Source organism: Quadrisphaera sp. RL12-1S (assembly GCF_014270065.1).
In the GTDB taxonomy this organism is placed as follows: domain Bacteria; phylum Actinomycetota; class Actinomycetes; order Actinomycetales; family Quadrisphaeraceae; genus Quadrisphaera.
Window position 1 is genome coordinate 19921 of sequence record NZ_JACNME010000019.1, and the last position, 20809, is coordinate 40729.

At 74.5% G+C, this 20809-nt stretch carries 16 protein-coding genes; 8 read left to right on the forward strand and 8 right to left on the reverse strand.

Features of this window, described 5'->3' with window-relative positions; genetic code table 11:
• Positions 1-57: 57 nt before the first annotated feature.
• The 4 genes from H7K62_RS20755 to H7K62_RS20770 form a co-directional block, all read right to left on the reverse strand.
• Entirely contained in the window at positions 58-2277 is a 2220-nt protein-coding gene (locus H7K62_RS20755; RefSeq protein ID WP_186722330.1) for a protein kinase family protein, read from the reverse strand.
• Positions 2278-2571: 294 nt separating this feature from the next.
• Positions 2572-4200: a murein biosynthesis integral membrane protein MurJ gene (gene murJ, locus H7K62_RS20760; protein WP_186722332.1), complete on the reverse strand. Its 1629-nt coding sequence runs from the start codon at positions 4198-4200 to the stop codon at positions 2572-2574.
• Positions 4193-6634 (reverse strand): DUF6049 family protein, encoded by a 2442-nt coding sequence (locus H7K62_RS20765; protein ID WP_186722335.1) that lies wholly within the window; start codon positions 6632-6634, stop codon positions 4193-4195. Before H7K62_RS20765 ends, murJ begins: the two co-directional genes overlap by 8 nt.
• Before the next feature lie 4 nt (positions 6635-6638).
• Positions 6639-7202 carry an NUDIX hydrolase gene (locus H7K62_RS20770; protein ID WP_186722337.1) on the reverse strand — a complete coding sequence of 188 codons (564 nt, stop codon included), beginning with the start codon at positions 7200-7202 and terminating at the stop codon, positions 6639-6641.
• 72 nt (positions 7203-7274) lie between these two features.
• Between H7K62_RS20770 and H7K62_RS20775 the strand changes: the two genes are divergently transcribed.
• Both H7K62_RS20775 and H7K62_RS20780 read left to right on the forward strand, forming a co-directional pair.
• Entirely contained in the window at positions 7275-8804 is a 1530-nt protein-coding gene (locus H7K62_RS20775; protein ID WP_186722342.1) for a CCA tRNA nucleotidyltransferase, read from the forward strand.
• A 108-nt stretch (positions 8805-8912) separates the two neighbouring features.
• A complete protein-coding gene (locus H7K62_RS20780; RefSeq protein WP_186722343.1) occupies positions 8913-9767 on the forward strand; it encodes an acyl-CoA thioester hydrolase/BAAT C-terminal domain-containing protein in 855 nt (284 codons plus the stop codon).
• A gap of 427 nt (positions 9768-10194) precedes the next feature.
• Here the strand turns inward: H7K62_RS20780 and H7K62_RS20785 are convergent, their stop codons facing one another.
• From H7K62_RS20785 to H7K62_RS20800, 4 genes are all read right to left on the reverse strand, one after another.
• Positions 10195-10734: a nucleotidyltransferase domain-containing protein gene (locus tag H7K62_RS20785; protein ID WP_222437989.1), complete on the reverse strand. Its 540-nt coding sequence runs from the start codon at positions 10732-10734 to the stop codon at positions 10195-10197.
• Positions 10735-10810: 76 nt separating this feature from the next.
• The gene (locus tag H7K62_RS20790; protein WP_186722344.1) at positions 10811-12178 is read right to left on the reverse strand and encodes an MFS transporter; all 1368 of its coding nucleotides are present in this window, start codon (positions 12176-12178) and stop codon (positions 10811-10813) included.
• 113 nt (positions 12179-12291) lie between these two features.
• Positions 12292-13371 (reverse strand): inositol-3-phosphate synthase, encoded by a 1080-nt coding sequence (locus tag H7K62_RS20795; protein WP_186722345.1) that lies wholly within the window; start codon positions 13369-13371, stop codon positions 12292-12294.
• An 11-nt stretch (positions 13372-13382) separates the two neighbouring features.
• Entirely contained in the window at positions 13383-14060 is a 678-nt protein-coding gene (locus H7K62_RS20800; RefSeq protein ID WP_186722346.1) for a PadR family transcriptional regulator, read from the reverse strand.
• Positions 14061-14459: 399 nt separating this feature from the next.
• Here H7K62_RS20800 and H7K62_RS20805 point away from each other — a divergent pair, with 399 nt between their 5' ends.
• From H7K62_RS20805 to rplI, 6 genes are all read left to right on the forward strand, one after another.
• Complete coding sequence (locus H7K62_RS20805; protein ID WP_186722348.1) at positions 14460-16703, forward strand: transglycosylase domain-containing protein; 2244 nt, start codon at positions 14460-14462, stop codon at positions 16701-16703.
• Between the two features lie 48 nt (positions 16704-16751).
• On the forward strand, positions 16752-18143 hold the full coding sequence (locus tag H7K62_RS20810) for a glycosyltransferase 87 family protein (RefSeq protein WP_186722349.1): 1392 nt from the start codon (positions 16752-16754) through the stop codon (positions 18141-18143).
• A gap of 99 nt (positions 18144-18242) precedes the next feature.
• Complete coding sequence (gene rpsF, locus H7K62_RS20815; protein ID WP_186722356.1) at positions 18243-18533, forward strand: 30S ribosomal protein S6; 291 nt, start codon at positions 18243-18245, stop codon at positions 18531-18533.
• An 83-nt stretch (positions 18534-18616) separates the two neighbouring features.
• Entirely contained in the window at positions 18617-19219 is a 603-nt protein-coding gene (locus H7K62_RS20820; protein ID WP_186722358.1) for a single-stranded DNA-binding protein, read from the forward strand.
• A 125-nt stretch (positions 19220-19344) separates the two neighbouring features.
• Complete coding sequence (gene rpsR / locus H7K62_RS20825; protein ID WP_109772846.1) at positions 19345-19581, forward strand: 30S ribosomal protein S18; 237 nt, start codon at positions 19345-19347, stop codon at positions 19579-19581.
• A 26-nt stretch (positions 19582-19607) separates the two neighbouring features.
• Positions 19608-20057, forward strand: a complete 450-nt coding sequence (rplI, locus tag H7K62_RS20830) for a 50S ribosomal protein L9 (protein ID WP_186722360.1) — start codon at positions 19608-19610, stop codon at positions 20055-20057.
• Positions 20058-20809 lie beyond the last annotated feature (752 nt).

Here is a 20809-nt window from a genome sequence, read left to right on the forward strand (position 1 = left end):
CGCGAGTCGTTCAACCGATCGTAGGGGCGCGCTGTTCCCGGGCCGCGCGCGAGCGGGTCAGCGCGCGGAGACCTCGTCCACCGCGGCGGCGTAGCCCGAGGAGGTCTGGGGCAGCTCGGTGAACCACAGCAGCAGGTGCGTGGCGGTGGTGGGGCGGTCCAGCGGCACGTCGACCGCGGCGCCGCCGGTGCCGGCCTCGGTGGTGGCCACCACGGTGCTGCCGTCGAACCCGCCGTCGGGGCTGGTGCGGACCTCCAGGCGGCCGCCGGTGCCCTCCGTGCGCAGCTGCAGCGAGGTCACGGTGCTGGGGGTCGTGCCGTCCCCGAGGACGAGTCCCAGACCCACGCCGCGCTTGAGGTTGCCGAGCGCCGCGGTGCTGTACGTGCTCGACCGCCACGCGGTCGCGGGGTCGCCGTCGACGGCGCGGGGTGCGCTCTCGTCGTTCTCGGTGCCGTCCCCGAACGGGTCCTCGGCCCGGGCGCTCGTGATCTCCCCCGGTCCGCTCGCGGCGGACGGCGCCTCGGTGGCACCGGTCCCGGGCACGGCGGGCGCCGAGGCGGCGGGCGCCGCCGACGTGCCGGGGGCGGAGGTGTCCGACGGCGCGATGCCGAGCGCACCGGCGATCTGGGGGACCCGCGGCAGGAGCAGCCACACCGCCGCGAGCAGCAGCAGGACGAGGACGGTGAGGACGGCGAGGAGCGGGCCGCGGCGGCGGCGCTCGACGTGCGGCTCGTCCTCGCCGTCGGCGCCGTGGTGCGCGGGGCCGACGTGGGCCTGGGGGACGCGCCGGGACCGGGGGGCGGCTCCGGCGCCGGTGGGGGCGTGGCCCCAGCCAGCGCCGACCCAGTCCGTCGCGTCGGTGTCGGAGAAGGCGGCCGTCGCCGGTGCGCGGTGCGGGGCCACGCGCGTGGTGGCGGCCGGCGCCGGGGTCCGGTCCTGCACCGGCGCGGGAGCGGGTGCAGGCGCGGTGGCGGCCGTGGCAGCCGCGCTGGCGCCCCAGCGCACGGCGTCGTCGAGGGGTGCGGTGGCGGCGGGGGACCGGGGGTCCTCGGAGGTGCGGTCCAGGACGGGGGGCACCGGGCGGCGGGGACCCGTGACGGGGCCGAGGAGGGCCTCGAAGGCGTCCTCGCCGTGCGCGGCGCGCTCGGCCTCCCGCTCGGCCCTGCGCTGGGCGGCGCGGCGGGACGCGCGGGTGGCGTGGACCACCGGCTCGCCACTCTCAGCGCCAGCTCCGTCCCCGGAGAAGTGCAGACCCGGACCGCCGCCCAGCCGCGAGCGCGCGGGGGAGGAGGCCCACGCAGCGGCGGCGGCGCCAGCAGCAGCACCGCTGCCGGTGGGCGCCTGCGGGCTCGGCGCCGCCGAGGGGGCGGGAGTGGCCGGCAGGCCGAGTCCGGTGCGGGTCACGGGGCCGGTGGAGCTGCCCCAGGGGGCCAGGGCGGCGGCCACGTCCGCGGGGGTCGCGGGGCCCTCGCGGTAGGGGCCCAGCACGGCGAGGCAGAGGGCGTCGAGGTCGTGCGGGACGCCGGCGGTGAGCTCACCCGGTGCCACCGGGCTCCCACCGCGGCCCGTGGGCGCGGCGCCGAGCGCTCCGCTGCGGCCCGCCGGCCACAGACCCGTCAGCGCGGCGTACAGCACGCGGACGAGGCCCTCGGCGTCCTCGCGCTCGGCCTCCTCGGGGGAGCGCGCCGGCAGGCCGGCGGCAGCGCTGGCCACCTCGAGCCCCAGCACGCTGACGGCACCGTCGGCGGTGAGCGCCACGGCGCCGGGCTCCAGCCTGCGGTGGTGCAGGCCGGAGCGGCTGGCGCGCGCGAGCACGGCGGCCGCCTCGCCGACCAGCGCTCGGGCACGGGCCGACGGGAGCGGGGACTCGCGCAGGAGCTCGGCGAGCGAGCGGCCCGGTGAGCGCTCGGTGACCACCCAGCCGAGGGCGGTGCCGTCTGCGGCGCGCTCCAGCCCGACGTCGAGCAGGTGCGGCAGGCGCTCGTCCTCGAGGGTCGCCGAGCGGCGAGCGGCGTCGACGGCTTCGGCGGCCGTCGGGCCGGAGACCACGGTGATGACCACCGGGCGCAGCAGCTGGTCGTCCTCGCCGTCCCAGGTGGCCCAGGAGCCGTCCTTCGTGCGCCGCTGCAGCAGGCGGTACCGGCCGTCCAGCAGCACGCCCACCGAGCCCGCCGCGGTGCGCGACCGTCCCGAGGTCCTCGCGCCGGGAGCGGTGCTCGTGGCGATCTGGCCGGGCTCCTCACCGCGGGAGGACAGGGGCGCGGTCTCGTCTGCCACCTCAGCTCCTCCCGTCGGCGTCCAGCGGTGCTCCAGCGCATCCGGAGCGCAGTCGTCCGACGGTTCGATGGTACGGGGACGCAGCGCGCCGCGCCCGGACCACGGACCGCGCGGCGAGCGCGTCGTGCCTGCTCGCAGCCGCGGCGCGGAGGTGCCCGCGGTGGTTCGGGGCCTTCGTCCCGGTCTGTGCCGCCGTCCTCCACCGCCGGTCCGGGGGACCCGCGTCGACCGCTGACGAGGGAGGGGACCGCCCGCGGTGCGGACGGTCCCCTCCGGGAGCTGCGGGAACTGGGCTCAGCGGCGGCCGAGCGGCCCGGGGAGCCGGCGCAGCAGGGGCTCCACCTCCTCCACCCGCAGGGTGCGCAGTCCCGCCGAGTAGACGACCAGGACGACGACGCCGCCGACCGCCGCGAGCGCCACGGCGCCGAGCACCCCGCGGTCGAGGAGGGCGTCCAGCGGGAGCACCACGGCCAGCCCCGCCGCCGCGGCAGCGACGCCCGCCACCGCCAGCCGCACGTGCGTGCGCAGGACGCGTCGGCCGTCGATCCCGCCCAGCCGCCGGCGCAGCGCCACCACGCTGGCCACCGTCCCGGCCCACTGCGAGAGGACGAAGCCGACCGCCACGCCCTCGATCCGGTGCTGCTCGGGCAGGGCGAAGCAGGCCAGCGCCGTGCCGCCCCACAGGACCGTGCTCAGCACCTGCACGAAGAAAGGGGTCTTCGCGTCCTCGAGGGCGTAGAAGCCGCGCTGCAGGAGGTACACGGCGCTGAAGGGGACCAGGCCCGCGGCCCCGAAGAGGAGCACGCGCGCCAGCACCGCGCCGTCGTTGACGCCGGCGAGCAGGACGCCGGCGGGTCCGGCGAGGGCCACGAGTCCCGCGGTCGCGACCACCGTGGCCACGGCCACGGTGCGCAGACCCGACGAGACGTCATCGCGCAGAGCCGCGACCTCGCCGGCGGCTGCGGCTCGGCTCATGCGCGTGAAGAGCGCCGTGACGAGCGAGACGGTGACGAGGGAGTGGGGGAGCACCAGCACGAGGAACGCGGAGTTCCAGATGACGTTGTTGGCGACTCCTCCGCCTTGGACGCTGGTCCCCACGTTGGCGACGACGACGGCGCTCACCTGGCTCAGCGCCAGCGCGCCGAAGGTCCACCCGGCCACCCCGCCCGCGCTGCGCAGGCCCATGCCCCTCACACCCCAGCGCGGTCGCAGCCGGACCCCGGCCCGCCGCAGCACGGGCAGGAGGACGAGCGCCTGCACCACCACGCCGAGCGTCGAGCTGCCGCCCAGCACCGCGATCTGCGTCGGGGTCCAGGCCTGTGCCGGGACCGTCTTGTCCAGGCTGCCGAAGGCCAGGTAGAAGACGACCAGACCGGCGAGCCCGACGACGTTGTTGAGCACGGGGGCCCACATGTAGGCCCCGAAGCGGCTCTTGGCGTTGAGCACCTGCCCGAGCAGCGTGTACAGCGCGTAGAAGAAGACCTGGGGGATGCACCAGAAGCCGAACGCGACGGCCAGCGACCGCTGGGCAGGACTCGCCTGGACCGTGGTGAGCAGGATGATGAGCGGAGTCGCGAGGACCAGCAGTGCGGTGATCGCCGCGAGCGCTGCCACGGCTGCCGTGACGAGCCTGTCCAGGTACTCGGCGCCGCCGTCAGGACGCTTCATCGCCTTGACCACCTGAGGCACCAGCACCGCGTTCAGCACGCCGCCAGCGATGAGCAGGTAGAGCATGTTCGGCACGGTGTTCGCCACCGAGAACTGGTTCGCCCCGTCGCCGGTGGCGCTGATCACCCGGGCCAGGAGTGCCACTCGCACGAAGCCGAGCACGCGGGAGACCGCCGTCCCCGCCGCCATCACCGCGCTCGCCCGCCCCAGTGCCGCCCCGGTGAGGGACCGGCGATCGGAACGGGCTTCAGCCACGGGTGGACTCCTCGGGACGTCGGGTGGGGGGTCCGTCGGTGTCCGCCTCCTCGGCGGAGCGCACCACGGGGGGAGCGGGGCGGTTGCGGACGCGGAGCACGGTCCGCACCACTCCGCCGACGAAGACGAGACCGGCGACGGCGGCTGCGACGGCCACGCCGCGGCCCTCCCAGTCGGCGCGCACGCGCACGCGCAGGTCCTCCGGCTTGCCGATCACCTTCCCCTGAGGGTCGGTGAGGTAGACGGTCACCCACGTGTCACCGCTCGCAGCGGCCCTCACGGGGATCTGCGCCTTCCCGTCCGACCCGGGGGCGACGGTCAGCTCCACCGGGTCGCCCGGCACCAGGCGCAGGTTGGCCGACCGCAGGTGCACGAGCACCGTGGCCGACTGCGGCAGCGCGTTGCGGACGGTGACCGGGAGGTTGACCCGCGAGGAGATGACCGTGGTGGTGCTCCCGCGCACGATCTCCAGGCCGGTGCCCAGCCGGGTGGCCGTCTGCGCGAGCTGCTCCAGGGCCTGCTGCCACCCCTGCTGGTCGCTGCGCCAGCCGAGGGCGGCAGCGGCCGTCGCGCTGCGCTGCACCGGCTGCAGCAGCGCCTGCCGGTCCTGCTCCTGGACCACGGGCGCGACCGCCTCGGCGGCCACCACGGCCTTCTCCGCGGCCTGCAGGCCGCTCGCCGGCAGCGGCGTCCCCGTGGCGCCCGAGTCGGCCTGCGCGGCCCGTCCCTGCTCCACCGACACGACCGGCAGGGCCGACCCGGACGAGAGGAGGTCAGGCAGCGAGGTGGCCCGGACCCAGGGAGCGCTGCTGACGGGGCCCAGCACCGAGGCCATCACCGACGCGTCCGGGTCCCACCCGCGGGGGAGCGCCAGCACGACGCCCCCGCCGTCCACGGCGGACACCGCCGTGTCCGCCAGGAGGCGGGCGGAGGCCTCGGCGGCGTCCACCGAGGAGCCGTCGGAGGCGGCGGACGCGAGCAGCGCGGACGCGGACGCGTCGACGAGCACGCCCGTGGCGTTCGCGGTGCTGCCGTCGGAGGCCTTGGTCGTCAGGGTGGCGACCGCCGCGCTGGTCCCGTTCCCCCCCACGGCCCCGGGCACCGACCGCGCGTCCACGAGCACGGCCGGCGCGGGGCCAGGACCGCGGGACTGGCGGGTGGCGGCGGCCGCCTCCACCACGAGGTCCTGGGGCGCCACGGCGCTGGGGTCGGCCGGCCACAGCAGGGCCGGCTCGTCGTCGCCCTCCAGGGTGGTGCGCGACTGCGCGACCGCGAGGGCGAGCAGGTCGCTGGTCCCCGCGGCCGCCGTGGCCACCACGTCGGTGTCGCCCTGGGGGAGCACGGCGGTCTGGCTGCCGGTGCGTGCGCGCAGCAGGTCCAGCCACGACTGCAGCTCGGGTGAGGTCTCCTCGGCGGTGCCGGTGGTCAGCGCGGGCGCACCGCCCGTCCCGCCGGACGACGTGGGGTCCGAGCCGGCCGTGCTCGACGAGCTCGTCGTCGTCGTGGACACCGGGGGAGTCGTGGCCCCTCCGGTGGCTGAGGGGGTCGCGGTCGCTCCGCTGCCGGAGCTGCTCCCGGCACTGCTGGCACCGCTGGCACCGCTGGGGCTCGCGCCGGCGCTGCTCCCGCTGCCGCTGGGGCTGGCCGAGGAGCCCTGCTGCGCGGGCTGGGCGAACGGACCCAGGAGGGCCGGGTCCACCACGAGGCTCGTGGAGGGCAGCGACATGGCCGGGAGCAGGTCCCGCAGCCTCCCCAGCTGGTCCTCCACCTGTTCCTCGGGGAGCTGCCCGGTGCCGACGTCGGGGGCTCCCGCGGTGACCGGGGCGACGACGGTGAGCGGAGCCGTCGCCTGGGCGCTCGACTGCGGGGCCCACACGAGGAAGGTGCGCAGCGCGGTGAGCCGCTGCAGCGAGGAGTCGAGGACGTCGATCGTCACCCCGCGCGGCCCGAAGGTGCTCCCCAGGTCCAGCTGGTCGGCCCGGACGGAGAAGTCGACCTCGGTGCTCTCCCCCGGCGCCAGCGACCGCCCGAGGGGCTGCTCGGCGCCGTCCACCTGGGCGAACCTGTCACCGCTGGACGCCCCCTGACCGGCGGCCCACGCGTCCAGCGCGGCGCGGCTGGTGAGCACCGGGGAGTTGACGAACAGGCGCGCACGGGCGCCGTCGAGCACAGCGCCGCTGGTGTTGGTCACCTGCACGCGCACCACGAGCTGCGAGCCGGGGGTGACCGCGCCCGTGCCCAGCTGCTCCAGATCGATGCCGATGCCGCTGGGGCCGACCGCCGAGGGGATCCCCGTCAGCGCTGCGGACCCGGCCGCGGTGGGGGGAGCGGAGACCGCCGGAGCGGCGAAGGCGACAGGGCCCAGCGCCACCACCGCCGTCCCGAGCAGGACCGCGAACCGGCGCGGTCCGCGACGGGGGCTGACACCCACCACGTGGTCACCCACCGCTGGCGAGCAGCTCGGTCGCCGCACGGGCGATCCGCCGCTCGTTGGAGAACGCCAGCTTCTGACCGAGCTGGGTGACCGGCACCCACGCCGCCTCGACGGCCTCCGCGTCGGGGTCGCCCTCCACGCTGATCGCTCCCCCCGTGGCCTCGAGCAGGTAGTGGTGGACCGTCTTGTGGATGCGCCGGCCCTCCGCGGAGAACCAGTAGTCGATGGTGCCGAGCTCCCCCACCACCACACCGGTGATGCCGGTCTCCTCGGCCACCTCGCGCACCGCAGCCTCCTGCGGGGTCTCGCTGCCCTCCAGGTGGCCCTTCGGCAGGCACCACTCGAGGCGGCCGGCGCGGTTCAGGCGCGCGATGAGCGCCGCGCGGGCCTCGCCGGTGGACGTCTCCACCACGATGCCTCCCGCGGACACCTCCTCGACGGTGCGCCCACCGCCGCGCCACGGGGCGCGGCCACCGCGGTCCGACGGCCGGTCCTGCTGGCGCTCGCCGCCCGGGGCGTCGCCGTGGCGGCGCCGTCCCGGCGTCGGACGACGATCGCCTGGGGACATGCGAGCCACTGTAACTACGGGAGCTCTGGCAGCCTTGACGCTCGTGCCGCGCCTCGCCAGTGGATCCGTGTCATGACCGACCGCCCGGACGACAGCCCGGACTCCCCCGCCGACGGTGGGCGTCCTGACCGCTCCGACGCCCACCTCGCCGCCGAGCGCCGCGTGCTGGACGAGCTCGCCCGGGTGGCCCCCGCAGCCGCCGAGCTGGGACGGCGCTTCGCCGCCGCGGGGCACGAGCTCGCGCTCGTCGGCGGTTCAGTGCGCGACGCGCTGCTGGACCGGCTGGGCGGCGAGGGGGAGTTCGACCTCGACTTCGCCACCTCCGCACGGCCCGACCAGACCGAGCGGCTGCTGTCCGCCTGGGGCAGTGCCACGTGGGACGCGGGTCGAGCCTTCGGCACCATCGGCGCGCGGCGCGGGGCCGTCGTGGTGGAGGTGACCACCTACCGCTCGGACGTCTACGACCCGGACAGCCGCAAGCCCGTCGTCGCGTTCGGTGACACCCTCGACGGCGACCTCTCCCGCCGCGACTTCACCGTCAACGCCATGGCGCTGCGCCTGCCCGACGGCGTCTTCGTGGACCCCTTCGGCGGCCTCGACGACCTCGCCGCCGGCTACCTGCGCACCCCGGTCGCCGCGGAGCGCTCCTTCGACGACGACCCCCTGCGCATGATGCGCGCCGCCCGCTTCGCCGCCCAGCTCGGCTTCGACCTCGCCCCCGAGGCGCTCGCGGCGGCTTCGGCCATGGCGGAGCGGCTGGCGATCGTCTCCGCTGAGCGGGTGCAGGCGGAGCTGGTGAAGCTGATGAGGGCCGCCGACCCCGTGCCCGGCCTGCGGGTGCTCGTCGACGCGGGACTGGCCGCCGTCGTCCTGCCCGAGCTCCCGGCGCTGCAGCTGGAGGTGGACGAGCACCACCGCCACAAGGACGTCTACGAGCACTCGCTCACGGTGCTGCGCCAGGCGGTCGAGCTGGAGCCGCGCTACGGGCTCGACGCCGACGGCCCCGACGTGGTGCTGCGGCTGGCGGCGCTGCTGCACGACATCGGCAAGCCCCCCACCCGACGCTTCGAGCCCGGCGGCGGCGTGAGCTTCCACCACCACGAGGTGGTGGGCGCCAAGATGACCGCTCGCCGCCTCAAGGCGCTGAAGTTCGACAAGGACACCACCAAGCAGGTGGCCCGCCTGGTGGAGCTGCATCTGCGGTTCCACGGGTACGGCGGGGGGCAGTGGACGGACTCGGCGGTGCGCCGCTACGTCACCGACGCCGGTGCCCTGCTCCCCCGGCTGCACGCGCTCACGCGCGCCGACTCCACCACGCGGAACAAGCGCCGCGCCGAGCAGCTGCAGCGCACCTACGACGAGCTCGAGGTGCGCATCACCGCGCTCCGCGAGCAGGAGCAGCTCGACGCCGTGCGGCCCGAGCTGGACGGCGCCGCCATCATGGCGCTGCTCGGCATCAGGCCCGGGCCGGTCGTGGGGCGCGCGTACCAGCACATGCTGCAGGTGCGCCTCGACGACGGGCTCCTCGGCGAGGACGCAGCCCGCGCCGAGCTGCTGCGGTGGTGGGCGCAGCAGCCGGAGTTGCAGGCGCCCGACGCCTGACCCCCTCAGCCGTCATCAGGACGACGACGAGGACGGCTGTCTGACGAGGGTCCGGCGTTCCACGCGGAACGCCGGACCCTCGACCGTCGGGTCGAGGATGACCACGTGGTGACGTCGACGACCCAGCGGCCGTGGCTCTCCGCCGAGCCCGACGACGGGCCCCCGACGTGCGGGGTGCTCCTGCTGTCGGGATCGTCCGGTCGCACGGAGGTCGATCGCGCCCGCCTGCTCGCGCGCCACGGCGCTGCCGTGCTCGCGGCGACCTGCTTCGGCGGTCCCGGCCAGCCAGCGGAGCTGGACCGGGTGCCGCTCGAGTCCTTCACGCCGGCGCTCGACGCCCTTGCCGCCCGCTGCGAGCGGGTCGTCGTGTGGGGCTCGTCCAAGGGGGCGGAGGCCGCACTGCTCGTGGCCGCTCTCGACCGCCGCGTCCGCGTCGTGGTGGCTGTGGCGCCGAGCTCGGTGGTGTGGCCCGCTCCGGGCAGAGCCGGGGGCGGGGCCGAGCAGCTGTCGACCTGGACCGTGGCGGGCGCACCGCTCCCCTTCGTGCCGCTCCTCGACGGATGGCGGCCGTCCGCTGACGAGACCGCGGACGGCGGCGTCGCCGTGAGGGGCTGGTACGAGGCGAGCCTGCGTGCAGCCGCCCCGGCGGTTCTGGACGCGGCCGCCCTTCCCGCCGAGCGCACCACCGCTCACGTCGTCCTCGCGGCCGGAGGCGATGACCGCGTATGGCCGGCAGTCCGCTCCGCCGAGCGACTGGCGCAGCGGCGCGACGCCCGAGGTCTCCTCACCACCACCGTCGTGGAGCGCGGGGCAGGGCACCGCCTGGTGCTGCCGGGTGAGCAGCCGGTGCCTCCGGGTGGAGGCCTCCTCCGGGGCGGCTCCCCGGCTGCCGACGCCGAGCTGGGACGCCGCCTCTGGGCCGTGCTCGAGCGCGTCCTTCCGCTCAGAGCTCCCCTGCCCTGACGGGCTCGGGAGCCGCCGACACCGCTCGCGCCGTTCCCCGTGGAACGCCGGCAGCGCGCGAGGGCGCCCTGGAACGCCCCGACCCGAGGAACCGACGCTGGGGCAGCGGTCGCTCAGCGACGGCCAGCGCTTCGGGGAACGGCATCGTCCGGGCGCACGCGATGTTGCTGCCGGGGAGGTGTGACCAGTGCGGCACCAGTCCCGTCGAACCCGCCGCCGTCAGTCGTCGATGACGCCGGACGGTGACGTGGGGGAGCTTCGGCGCCCTGACGAGGTCGAGCAGCCACAGGTCTGCCGCGCTCGCGGCCGAGGCGACGCCCTCGGCCTGTGCGGCCTGCCAGACCTGGCGACGGACCTCAGCGATCTCCACACCGGCAGCGTGGATCCACGTCCCACACCGACGTGGATCCTGTCCACAGGCCAGCGCTCAGCCGTCGAGCTCGTACCCGTGGGGCACCGGGAGACCCGCGAGGTCGCACAGCCGCGTCACGTCGTGGCGGTCGACGTCACGAGGCGGGTAGCCCTGGTGCCACCGCTGCGACCACGCGAGCGACTCGCAGCGGACGACGCGTCCCCCGACCGACCCGCTCCCCTCCAGAGCAGCCCGGGGGAAGCGGACGCCGCCGATCGCGCTGCCGTGGTGGAGGTCGACGTCGTCCACCGGCTCGACGAGGTGGAGGTCGAGGCGCAGCAGTCCCCCGTCTCCCACGACGAAGTTCCACGGTCGGTCGCCGGGCCAGGCCGACAGCCTGTCGATCCCCAGCTCGCCCACCGCGACGACGAACGGCTCGAAGGCCTCCGCCGACAGCCACAGGTCGAGGTCGGAGTGCTCGCGGGTCTGGTGACCGACCAGCGCGTCGACTCCCCACCCGCCGCCCACGACGACAGGCGCCCCGTGCGCATCGAGCGCGTCGAGCACCCGGACCACCTCGTCAGCCGACATGCGCGTGCTGCGTCCCGTGTCCACGCACCGCAGCCTTCCGCTCCGACGACCCGCGTTCCACGGGGTTTCCGTTCCCCGTGGAACGCTGCGCCCCGCAGGCTCAGCACCCGGCGTGGGGCCGCGCACGGGCCGACACGGCGCTCAGGGCAGCAACGGCCACCCACCACGCCGCGAGCGCCATGAGGACCGGCACCGAGTAGCCGTCCACGGGGAGCACCAGCGACGCCAGGCCGGCGGCAGCCACCGTGGCCGCGTTGGTCAGCACGTCGTAGAGGACGAAGACGCGGCCTCGGAACCCGTCGTCCACCCCCGTCTGCACCAGGGTGTCCACCGAGATCTTCACGCTCTGCGCAGTCAGGCCCAGCAGCCCCGCGGCGACCACGAGCGCCGTCGGGCCCGGCACTGCGACCAGCACCAGCGGCGCCACCGCCGAGGCTGCGGCACCCAGGACGGCCCACCGCTGCGGCCCGAGCCGCCGGGCGGCCACGGGCGTCAGGCCCGCGGCGAGCGCGAACCCCAGGCCCGACGCCAGCGTCACAGCACCCACGAGCGCCGTGGCGGCGAGCAACCCGGAGGTGCTCCCCGTGGCACCGGCTGGCGCCACCCCCGCTGGGGAGCTGACGGCCGTCCGCGCGTAGAGCAGCGACAGCACCAGCGCCACGCCGTACCCGAGGCGGTGGGCGCCGATGAGGAGCAGCGCACGTGCCGCCGTCCGCCGCTCGCGCAGGTGCCGCAGGGCACCGACGAGGTCTCGTTCGGGTCGCGTGTGCTGGGCGACGTCGTCGTCGCCGGGCCCGAGCGCGTCCTTGCCGATGCGCAGGGCGACCGCTCCCGCGGCGGCGCACAGCAGCACGGTGAGCAGCAGGAGGCGCGCGTCACCGTCGTCACCCAGCCCGACGACGGGACGGGCGGCCAGCGCCAGCGCCCCTGCCGCCAGCGCGGTGGCGCTGCCCGCGGTCGGCACGACGGCGTTGGCGGCCACGAGGTCGCGCGCCGGCAGGACCCGCGGCAGGGACGCCGAGAGCGCCGCCAGCAGCAGGCGGTTCACCGACAGGTACGCCAGCGCCACGACGAGCACCGCCAGCGGGGGACCGACGACGACGGCGACCGCCGCTCCCAGGGCCAGCGCGGCGCGTGCAGCGGACGCCACGACGAGCACCTGGCGGCGGCGGAACCTGTCCAGCACGGTGGCCGCCCACGGCCCGACGAGCGTGAAGGGCAGCAGGAGGACCGCCATCGCCCCGGCGATGGCGGCGGGTGACGCGGCGCGCTCGGGGGAGAGCAGCACGAACGACGCCAGGGCCGCCTGCAGCACGCCGTCGCCCGCCTGCCCCAGCAGCCGCACCCCGACCAGCCGGCGGGCGCCGCGAGCACGGGCCACAGCGGCTGCCCCGGCCACCAGACCGGACGTCTCGGGGCGGGGCGGCTGACGGCTCGTGCCCCCCGCGGGAGCCGTGTCAGCGCTCATGTCCCCACCCTCTCGGATCCGGCGCCGACGGGTCGACGGGTTCCACGTCGAACGCCAGAGGCCCGGACCCCCACGGGGTCCGGGCCTCTGGTCTGCCGTCAGCGGGCGGTGCGTCAGCGCTCGTTGGTGCCGGCGATGAAGGCCTCGACGTCGTCCTTGGCCTTGTCGTCGCGCTTCTGGACCGGCGGCGACTTCATGAAGTAGGACGACGGCGACGTCAGCGGGCCGCCGATGCCGCGGTCCAGGCCGATCTTCGCGGCGCGCAGCGCGTCGATGATGACGCCGGCCGAGTTGGGGGAGTCCCAGACCTCGAGCTTGTACTCCATGTTCAGGGGCACGTCGCCGAAGTTGCGGGCCTCCATGCGCACGTAGGCCCACTTGCGGTCGTCGAGCCACTCGACGTAGTCGCTCGGGCCGATGTGGACGTTGCGCTTGCCGAGGTCGTGGTCGACGTTGCTCGTCACGGCCTGCGTCTTGGAGATCTTCTTCGACTCGAGGCGGTCGCGCTCGAGCATGTTCTTGAAGTCCATGTTGCCGCCGACGTTGAGCTGGTACGTCCGGTCGACGATGACGCCGCGGTCCTCGAAGAGGCGCATGAGGGCGCGGTGCGTGATGGTCGCGCCGATCTGGGACTTGATGTCGTCCCCGACGATCGGCACACCGGCGTCGGTGAACTTCTGCGCCCACTCCGGGTCGGAGGCGATGAACACCGGCAGCGCGTTGACGAAGCCGACCTTGGCGTCGATGGCGCACTGAGCGTAGAACTCCGCGGCGTCCTCGGAACCGACCGGCAGGTAGCAGACCAGGACGTCGACGCGGGCGTCCTTGAGCGCCTGCACCACGTCGACCGGCTCGGCGTCGGACTCCTCGATGGTCTCGCGGTAGTACTTGCCGAGACCGTCGTGCGTGTGGCCGCGCTGCACCGGCACGCCCAGCGGCGGCACGTCCGCGATCTTGATGGTGTTGTTCTCGGAGTTGAAGATCGCCTCGGAGAGGTCGAAGCCGACCTTCTTGGCGTCCACGTCGAACGCGGCCACGAACTCGATGTCCGAGATGTGGTACTCGCCGAAGCGGACGTGCATGAGGCCGGGGACGGTCGCGTCGTCCGCGGCGTCCTTGTAGTACTCGACGCCCTGGATCAGGGACGCGGCGCAGTTGCCGACGCCCACGACGGCGACGCGGATGGAGCCCATCCGTTCTCTCCTCACTGGTTGGACGACAGCTGGCCGGACGGCTGGCTGGTGGTGCTGGCCTGTCCCGTCCCGTCAGCGCTGGGTCGCGCGGAGGGGGCGGGCGGCGGTGCGTGCGGGGACCTGGACGGAGCCCCGGACCCGGACCCGGAGCTGCGCTCGCGCTCGACGAGCTCGTCGAGCCAGCGCAGCTCCCGCTCCAGGGAGTCGGTGGTGTGGCGGTGCAGCTCCGCGGACCAGCTGTCAGCGCGGGCGCTCGCGCCGGCGGCGCCCACGCGCTCCAGGCGCTCGACCACGCGGGTGCGGCGCCCCTCGAGGATGCGCAGGCGCGTGGCGGGGTCGGTGCTGCCGAAGAAGGCGAAGTGGACGTCGAACTGCTCGTCCTCCCACGTCGCCGGTCCGGAGTTGGCCAGCAGCGAGCGGAGCTGGCCGCGGCCGGCGTCGGTGAGCTGGTAGACCACCCGACTGCGCTTCCCGGCGAGCGGGGGCGTCGCGGTGGTGGGCGAGCTCTGCGTGATCCAGCCCCGCTCCTCCATGGAGCGCAGGGCCGGGTAGAGGCTGCCGAAGGAGATGCGGCGGCGCAGCGGGCCGATGACGAGGTCGATGCGCTTGCGCAGCTCGTAGCCGTGCAGCGGCGCGTCGTCCAGGAGCCCGAGGACGGCGATGGTGAGGGCGTCGGAGCCTCGTGCCACCCGCCGTCCTCCCCGCCGTCGTCCCCGGTGCCCGGTCTGCGGTGCGCGAAGCACTCGCAGATGTATCGAGCCGATACATCTGCGGACTGTAGCGGCGCGACCGGGAGTGCGCGAGTCGTGACCCACCCGTGAGGCCGAAGACCAGCCCCGCTTCAGGCCAGCGCCGCATACTGGCGGGGACTCGAGACCGCTCCACCCGCGGCGCCGCCGAGCCCAGGACGGGCTGGCAGCGCCCGCACGACTCCAGGGACGCACCCGGTGCCTTCTCACCCCCAGGCCCCCAGCCGACGCTCCGCCCCCGCCGCGCGCACGGCCGACCCCCGCCACGGGGGCGGTGGTCCTGCGCGGCCGCCGGCGCAGAAGAAGCGCCGCCGCTGGGTGCCGTCGTGGCAGCTGGTGGTGAGCGGCCTCCTGCTCCTGGTGATCCTCGTGGTGGGTGCCGGTGCCTTCGCCTACGCCACCACGCCGGCGCCGTCGATGAACGCCGCCGCCCTCAAGGCGACCACCACCGTCTACTACGCCGATGGCAAGACCGTCATGGGCGAGCTCAACGACGGGGTCGACCGCAAGCCTCTGGAGCCCAACCAGATGCCCACGTCCGCCAAGAACGCGGCGGTCGCCTCCGAGGACCGCACCTTCTACGAGAACAAGGGCGTCTCGGTCACCGGCCTCGGTCGAGCGGTTCTCGGTGTGATCACGGGGCAGTCGGACGCTGGCGGTGGGTCCACGATCACCCAGCAGTACGTGAAGAACATCACGGGCAAGAACGAGCACGCCTACACGCGCAAGGCCACCGAGGCCATCCAGGCGATCAAGGTGGACCAGCAGTACTCGAAGGACCAGATCCTGACGAGCTACCTCAACACCGTGTACTTCGGGCGCGGCGCCTACGGCATCGGGGCGGCGGCCGAGGCCTACTTCGGCCTCCAGGACCCCACCCAGCTGAGCAACGAGCAGGCGGCCCTGCTCATCGGCATCCTCCCCGCGCCGTCCGCTTACGACCCCGCCGTCGACTCCACCAACGCTCAGAAGCGCTACTCCTACGTCATGAACGCCATGGCTGAGATGAAGTACGTCTCTGCCGACGAGGTGGCCGCCAATCCGAAGATGCCGCAGACGGCAGAGCAGCAGAAGCCGACCTGGTTCGAGGGCCCCAACGGCTACCTCCTCCAGGCGGTAGTCCAGGAGGTCGCAGGTCTGGACAACGGTCTCACCGTCGAGACGCTCGACGGTGGGACTCAGCGCATCGACACCACTGATGCGGTCGCCACCGCAGGTCTTCAGATCGTTTCGACGATCGACCCCAACCTCCAGCAGGCCGCCGTCGACACCATGGCCGACAAGCGGGCCTATCCGACAAGCGGGCGACCGGAGTCGGTACGGGCGGGCCTCGTGTCCGTCGACCCGCAGACCGGCGGCGTCCGAGCGATGTACAGCGGGGACGACCCCAAGAACAACTTCGACGCCGTCACCTACGGAAATGCTCAGGCCGGCTCGACGTTCAAGCCCTTCACTCTCCTGGCAGCGCTCGAGAGTGGGAAGTTCAGCCTCTCGGACACCTTCGACGGGTCCAGCCCGCAGACCATCGACGGGTTTCCCGTCAAGAACTACGGGCGCGGGAACGGTGAGCAGTTCGGGGACATCAACCTTGTCAAGGCGACCGCCGACTCCGTCAACACCGTCTACGTCAAGCTCAACGAGGAGATCGGACCCGACAAGACGGCCGAGGTCGCGCAGCAGCTGGGCGCACCTGTGGCCAAGAGTGAGACGGACCTGCTGTCGAACGTCCTCGGAACCTCTACGGTGAAGCCGATCCAGATGGCGCAGGCCTATGCGGCTCTCGCCAACGGTGGTGAGGTGCGCCCCGCCCACTTCGTGGCCTCTGTCAAGCAGGGCGACGCAGTTCGCTACAACGAGAACACCAACCCGACGCACACCTTTGACAAGCAGGCAGTTGCCGACACCGTCTACGCGATGCAGGCGGTGACCAAGAAGAACGGCACTGCGGAAAGCGTGGGCAACGCGTTCGGCAACCGGCCCATCGCGGGGAAGACGGGCACCACGAGCGGGAACAAGGCTGCGTGGTTCAACGGCTTCACGCCGCAGCTCGAGACCGCTGTCGTCCTCTACAACACCGGCCCGGCTCCTGACTTCGCCCAGCTGTCTCTCGGCTCTTGGGGAGGCGTCTCTGAGATCACCGGCGGCACCATCCCCGCCAAGATCTGGACCTCCTACATGCAGAAGGCGCTCAAGGGCACCGACATCGAGCAGTTCCCGAAGCCCTCCAGGCAGGTGAGCTCCAACCCGACCCCGACGGCGACGCCCACGCCCACCGACACGGCGACGTCCTCGCCGACGGACAGCCCCACCGACGGCTCGACCGCCTCGGCGAGCCCGACGGACGGCGCCACCGGCGGCCCGACAGACGGCGCCACCGGGGGCCAGAACGGGGGCCAGAACGGCGGCCAGAACGGGAACGGCGGCGGGAACGGCGGCCCGGGGCAGAACCAGGGCGACACCACCGCGCAGGCAGCCGGCCAGCCCGGCGTCGCCGATCGCGTGGCGGCCCGTCTGAACCAGGCCCGGCCCGGACAGCAGGCCGCCGGTGGTCCTGCCGGCCCGGGCGCCCGCGGGCAGGGCTGACGAGGCCCGGCGCGGGTCGCAGGGCACCGGTGGGGGACGATCCACGCCGTGGGTGCTCCCAGTCGCAGCGACGGCGTCGTCAGGGCCGCCAGCGAGGTGGTCGGCGGTCCGCTCGGTGACCGCGCCGCCCCTCCCGGCGCACCGGGAGGTCCACGCGGCCGCCTCTGGGGCGCCGCTCCCCTGCTGGCGCTGGCGGCCGTCGTCCCGGTCGCCCTGGCCGCGCTGACGCGGCAGCACTGCCGGACCACCGGGTGGGCGGCGCCGGACCAGTACGTGCACGCCTGCTACTCCGACGTCCCCGCCCTGGCCGCCAGCGCCGGCGGCGCCAGCGGCCAGACCCCGACCACCGCGGTGCTGCTGCGGGTGCTGGACCTGGTGAGCTCCACCCCTCGCGGCGCCTTCGACGCGTCCGTGCTGCTCGCGGCGCTGTCGCTGTCGTTGGCGGCGGTGCTCGTCGTCCGGGCGCGCTCGGGGGTGGCGGGCGCCTCCGGCTGGGACGCCGCGCTGGTTGCCCTCAGCCCCGTGGTGGTGACCGCCGGGTTGGTGTCCGTGGACCTCGCGGCCGTGGCGCTGCTGGCCGGGGCGCTGCTCGCCGTCGCGCGGCGCCACCCCGCGGTGGCGGGGGCGCTGGTCGGGCTCGCAGCGGGAGTGAGGCCGGCGGCAGCGCTCGTCGTCGTCGCGATCTGGCTGGTGGTGCTCCTCGGGCGCGGAGCGCGGCGCGGCGACGGTGCGCAGGACGAGCCGCTGGGGGTGCTGGACGCCCTCGCCGCCACCGCGGCGGCTGTCCTCGCCGGGGGCGTGGTCACCCTGCTGTCCAGCGTCGGCCTCGGCGGGCAGCCCGGCGGCTCGCGCTGGTGGGACGGCTCGGGCGGCGCCGGCTTCGGCTCCCTGTGGCTGCTGCCCGGCCTCCAGGGCGACCTGCCCGACGGCAGCCGCCTCCCCTGGTCCGCGCTGCCCGCCGGGGCCGTGACCGCCCTCGCCGGCGTGGGCCTGCTCGTCGTCCTCCTCCTGGGGGCGGCCGCGGCGGCCCGGACCGCCGGAGCCGACCCCGTTCGCAGGCTGGCCGCCGTGGCGCTCGTGCTCGTGGCCGGGGGGCTCGCCGTCTCCCCCAGCGTGCCCGTGCAGGCGACGCTGGTGGTGCTGCCGCTGGCCGCCGTCGCCGCGCCCCGGTGGCGGGACCACCTGCCGTGGGCGCTCGCCGAATGCGCCTACGCCACCGGCACGTGGCTGTACCTGTACGCCACCAGCTCCTCCGACGGTCGCGGCCTGTCCCCCGGCGGGTACGCCGTCCTGCTGGTGCTGCGGCTGGCTGCGCTCGGCTACCTGGCCGTGCAGGGCGTCAGGACGACGGCGAGGGGTGCCGCGCCGGCGGGCTCCCGGCGGGCCGCGAGGGTCTCCGACGACGCCGTCAGAGCAGCTGCTCCCCAGCCGGTAGACTGACCTGCTGGTCCGGGTCCCCGGGCCGCTGCCGCCTGCGAGGGCGGCACCTCCTGTCACGGAGAGACCGTGACCGCCGAGTCCAGAGGAGGTGGGCCGCTGATGCGCGCCTACGAACTGATGGTCATCCTCGACGCCGAGCTCGAGGAGCGCACCGTCGCTCCCTCGCTCGACAGGTTCCTCAACGTCGTCCGCGCCGACGGTGGCACCGTCGACAACGTCGACATCTGGGGCCGTCGTCGCCTGGCCTACGACATCGACAAGAAGTCCGAGGGCATCTACGCCGTCGTGACCATGAAGAGCGAGCCGGCCACCGCCAAGGAGCTCGACCGCCAGCTCAACCTCAACGAGGCCGTGCTGCGCACCAAGCTCCTGCGCCTCGAGACCGCCTGAGACCCGCTGTCGGCGCCGGCTGCTAGACCGGCGCTGCACGCGGACCGCACGCGACACGACCCCCAGCTGCTGAGGAGCACACCATGGCCGGCGAGACGACGATCACCGTCATCGGCAACCTGACGAGCGATCCGGAGCTGCGGTTCACCCCGTCCGGGGCGGCTGTGGCCGGTTTCACCGTGGCCTCCACGCCCCGCACGTTCGACCGCCAGAGCAACGAGTGGAAGGACGGGGAGACCCTGTTCATGCGCTGCTCGGTCTGGCGCGACGCGGCGGAGAACGTCGCCGAGTCCCTCACCCGCGGCACGCGGGTGATCGTCACCGGCCGCCTGGTCTCGCGCTCGTACGAGACCAAGGAGGGCGAGAAGCGCACCACCATGGAGATGCAGGTCGACGAGATCGGCCCGTCGCTCCGGTACGCCAACGCCAAGGTCAACAAGACCCAGCGCTCCGGCGGTGGCGGTGGTGGCGGCTTCGGCGGCGGTGGACAGGGCGGGGGCGGCGGCTTCGGCGGCGGCTCCGGGTCCGGTGGGGGTGGCGGCTACGGCGGCTCCTCCGGCGGCGGCCAGTCCAACGACCCGTGGGCCACCGGCCCCTCGGGCGGCCAGGGCGGCGGCGGCCAGAGCTCCGGCTCCGGCGGCGGCAGCTGGGGCGGCGGCTCGTTCAACGACGACCCGCCGTTCTGACAGACCTCGAGGTCGGCCGGTCTCGGCTGCGCCCGTGACCGGCTCCGGCCAGCACTGACACACACCAACACCCACCATCCCGGCCCCTGCCAGCGGGGTCGGGCTCCGAGAGAGGGAGCTCCACGATGGCCAAGCCCGCTGTGCGCAAGCCCAAGAAGAAGGTCAACCCGCTCAAGGCGGCGAAGATCACCACGGTCGACTACAAGGACACCGCGCTGCTGCGGAAGTTCATCTCCGACCGCGGCAAGATCCGCGCCCGCCGTGTGACCGGTGTGTCCGTCCAGGAGCAGCGCCAGATCGCCACCGCCGTGAAGAACGCGCGCGAGATGGCCCTGCTGCCCTACACCAGCTCGCCGCGCTGACCCGGCCGACAAGAGGAGACCGAGAGATGAAGCTCATCCTCACGCAGGAGGTCACCGGCCTCGGTGCCCCCGGCGACGTCGTCGACGTCAAGGACGGCTACGCCCGCAACTACCTCGTGCCCCGCGGTCTGGCCACCGGCTGGACCAAGGGCGGCGAGAAGCAGGTCGCGTCCATCCGCGCGGCCCGCGCCACCCGCGAGCTGGCCTCCATCGACGAGGCCAAGTCCGTCAAGCAGCGCCTGGAGTCCGCTCCGGTGAAGCTGCAGGTGCGCACCGGCACAGGCGGCCGCCTGTTCGGGTCCGTGACCCCGTCCCTGGTCGCCTCGGCGGTCAAGGACTCCACGGGCACGTCGATCGACCACCGCAAGGTCGAGATCGGCAACCCGATCCGGTCCACCGGCGAGTACACCGTGCAGGTGCGCCTGCACCCTGAGGTGTCCGCCTCGATCGACGTGCAGGTCGTCCCGGAGGCCTGAGCCCCCGCTGACGCGCTGCAGCGCCGCTGCACCACCTCGACGCCCGTCCCGCTTGCGGGGCGGGCGTCGTCGCGTTCCGGGGCGCGGAGGCCGGCGGTCACGTCAGGGGACGTCGGGCTGCGAGTCGCTCGCCGGCAGTGGACACCGTCGAGCGGTCCTCGCCAGGGGGGCTCAGCCTGCCCACCGGAGGTGGCGCGGAACCCCGTGGTCGTCATCAGGTGTGTGCCCGAGGGGTGGCGTCACCGCTCAGCGTCGTGCCAGCGCTGGGCCGCTCCAACGGGCCGGGGGCTCGGCGGTGGACGGGAGGGTGTGGACGGTGGCCAGGCGTGCTCTCATGACCCACAGCGACGCTGGGGAATGCTCCATCAGCGCTGCGTCACCACCGGCGCGTCGGCTGCGACACGCCGGTGCAGCGACACGCCGAAACCTGGAGTTCACCCTGTGGACGGTTCTCCGTCCACACCCGGTGGATGGACAACGATGCAGGTCACAGGTCGTGCTTCTGTGATCGACACTGAGTTATCCACAGTTGTCCACAGGTCTGTCCCCAGGTTGTGGACAACTGCCACCTCCTGCGCCGCTGGTGGGAGCCCTGCCGCCCGCGGCTGTCCACAGGGTCGGTGCGCCGGACCGCGCTGATCGCCGTCGCCGACCGCCGCGGGCGCCTACCGTCGTCCCTGCCACCGAGTCCGCGGCAGCAGGCGGCGAGCGCCCTCCGGCCCTCCCGTCCACCCTGTTCCGCCGTCGGCCCG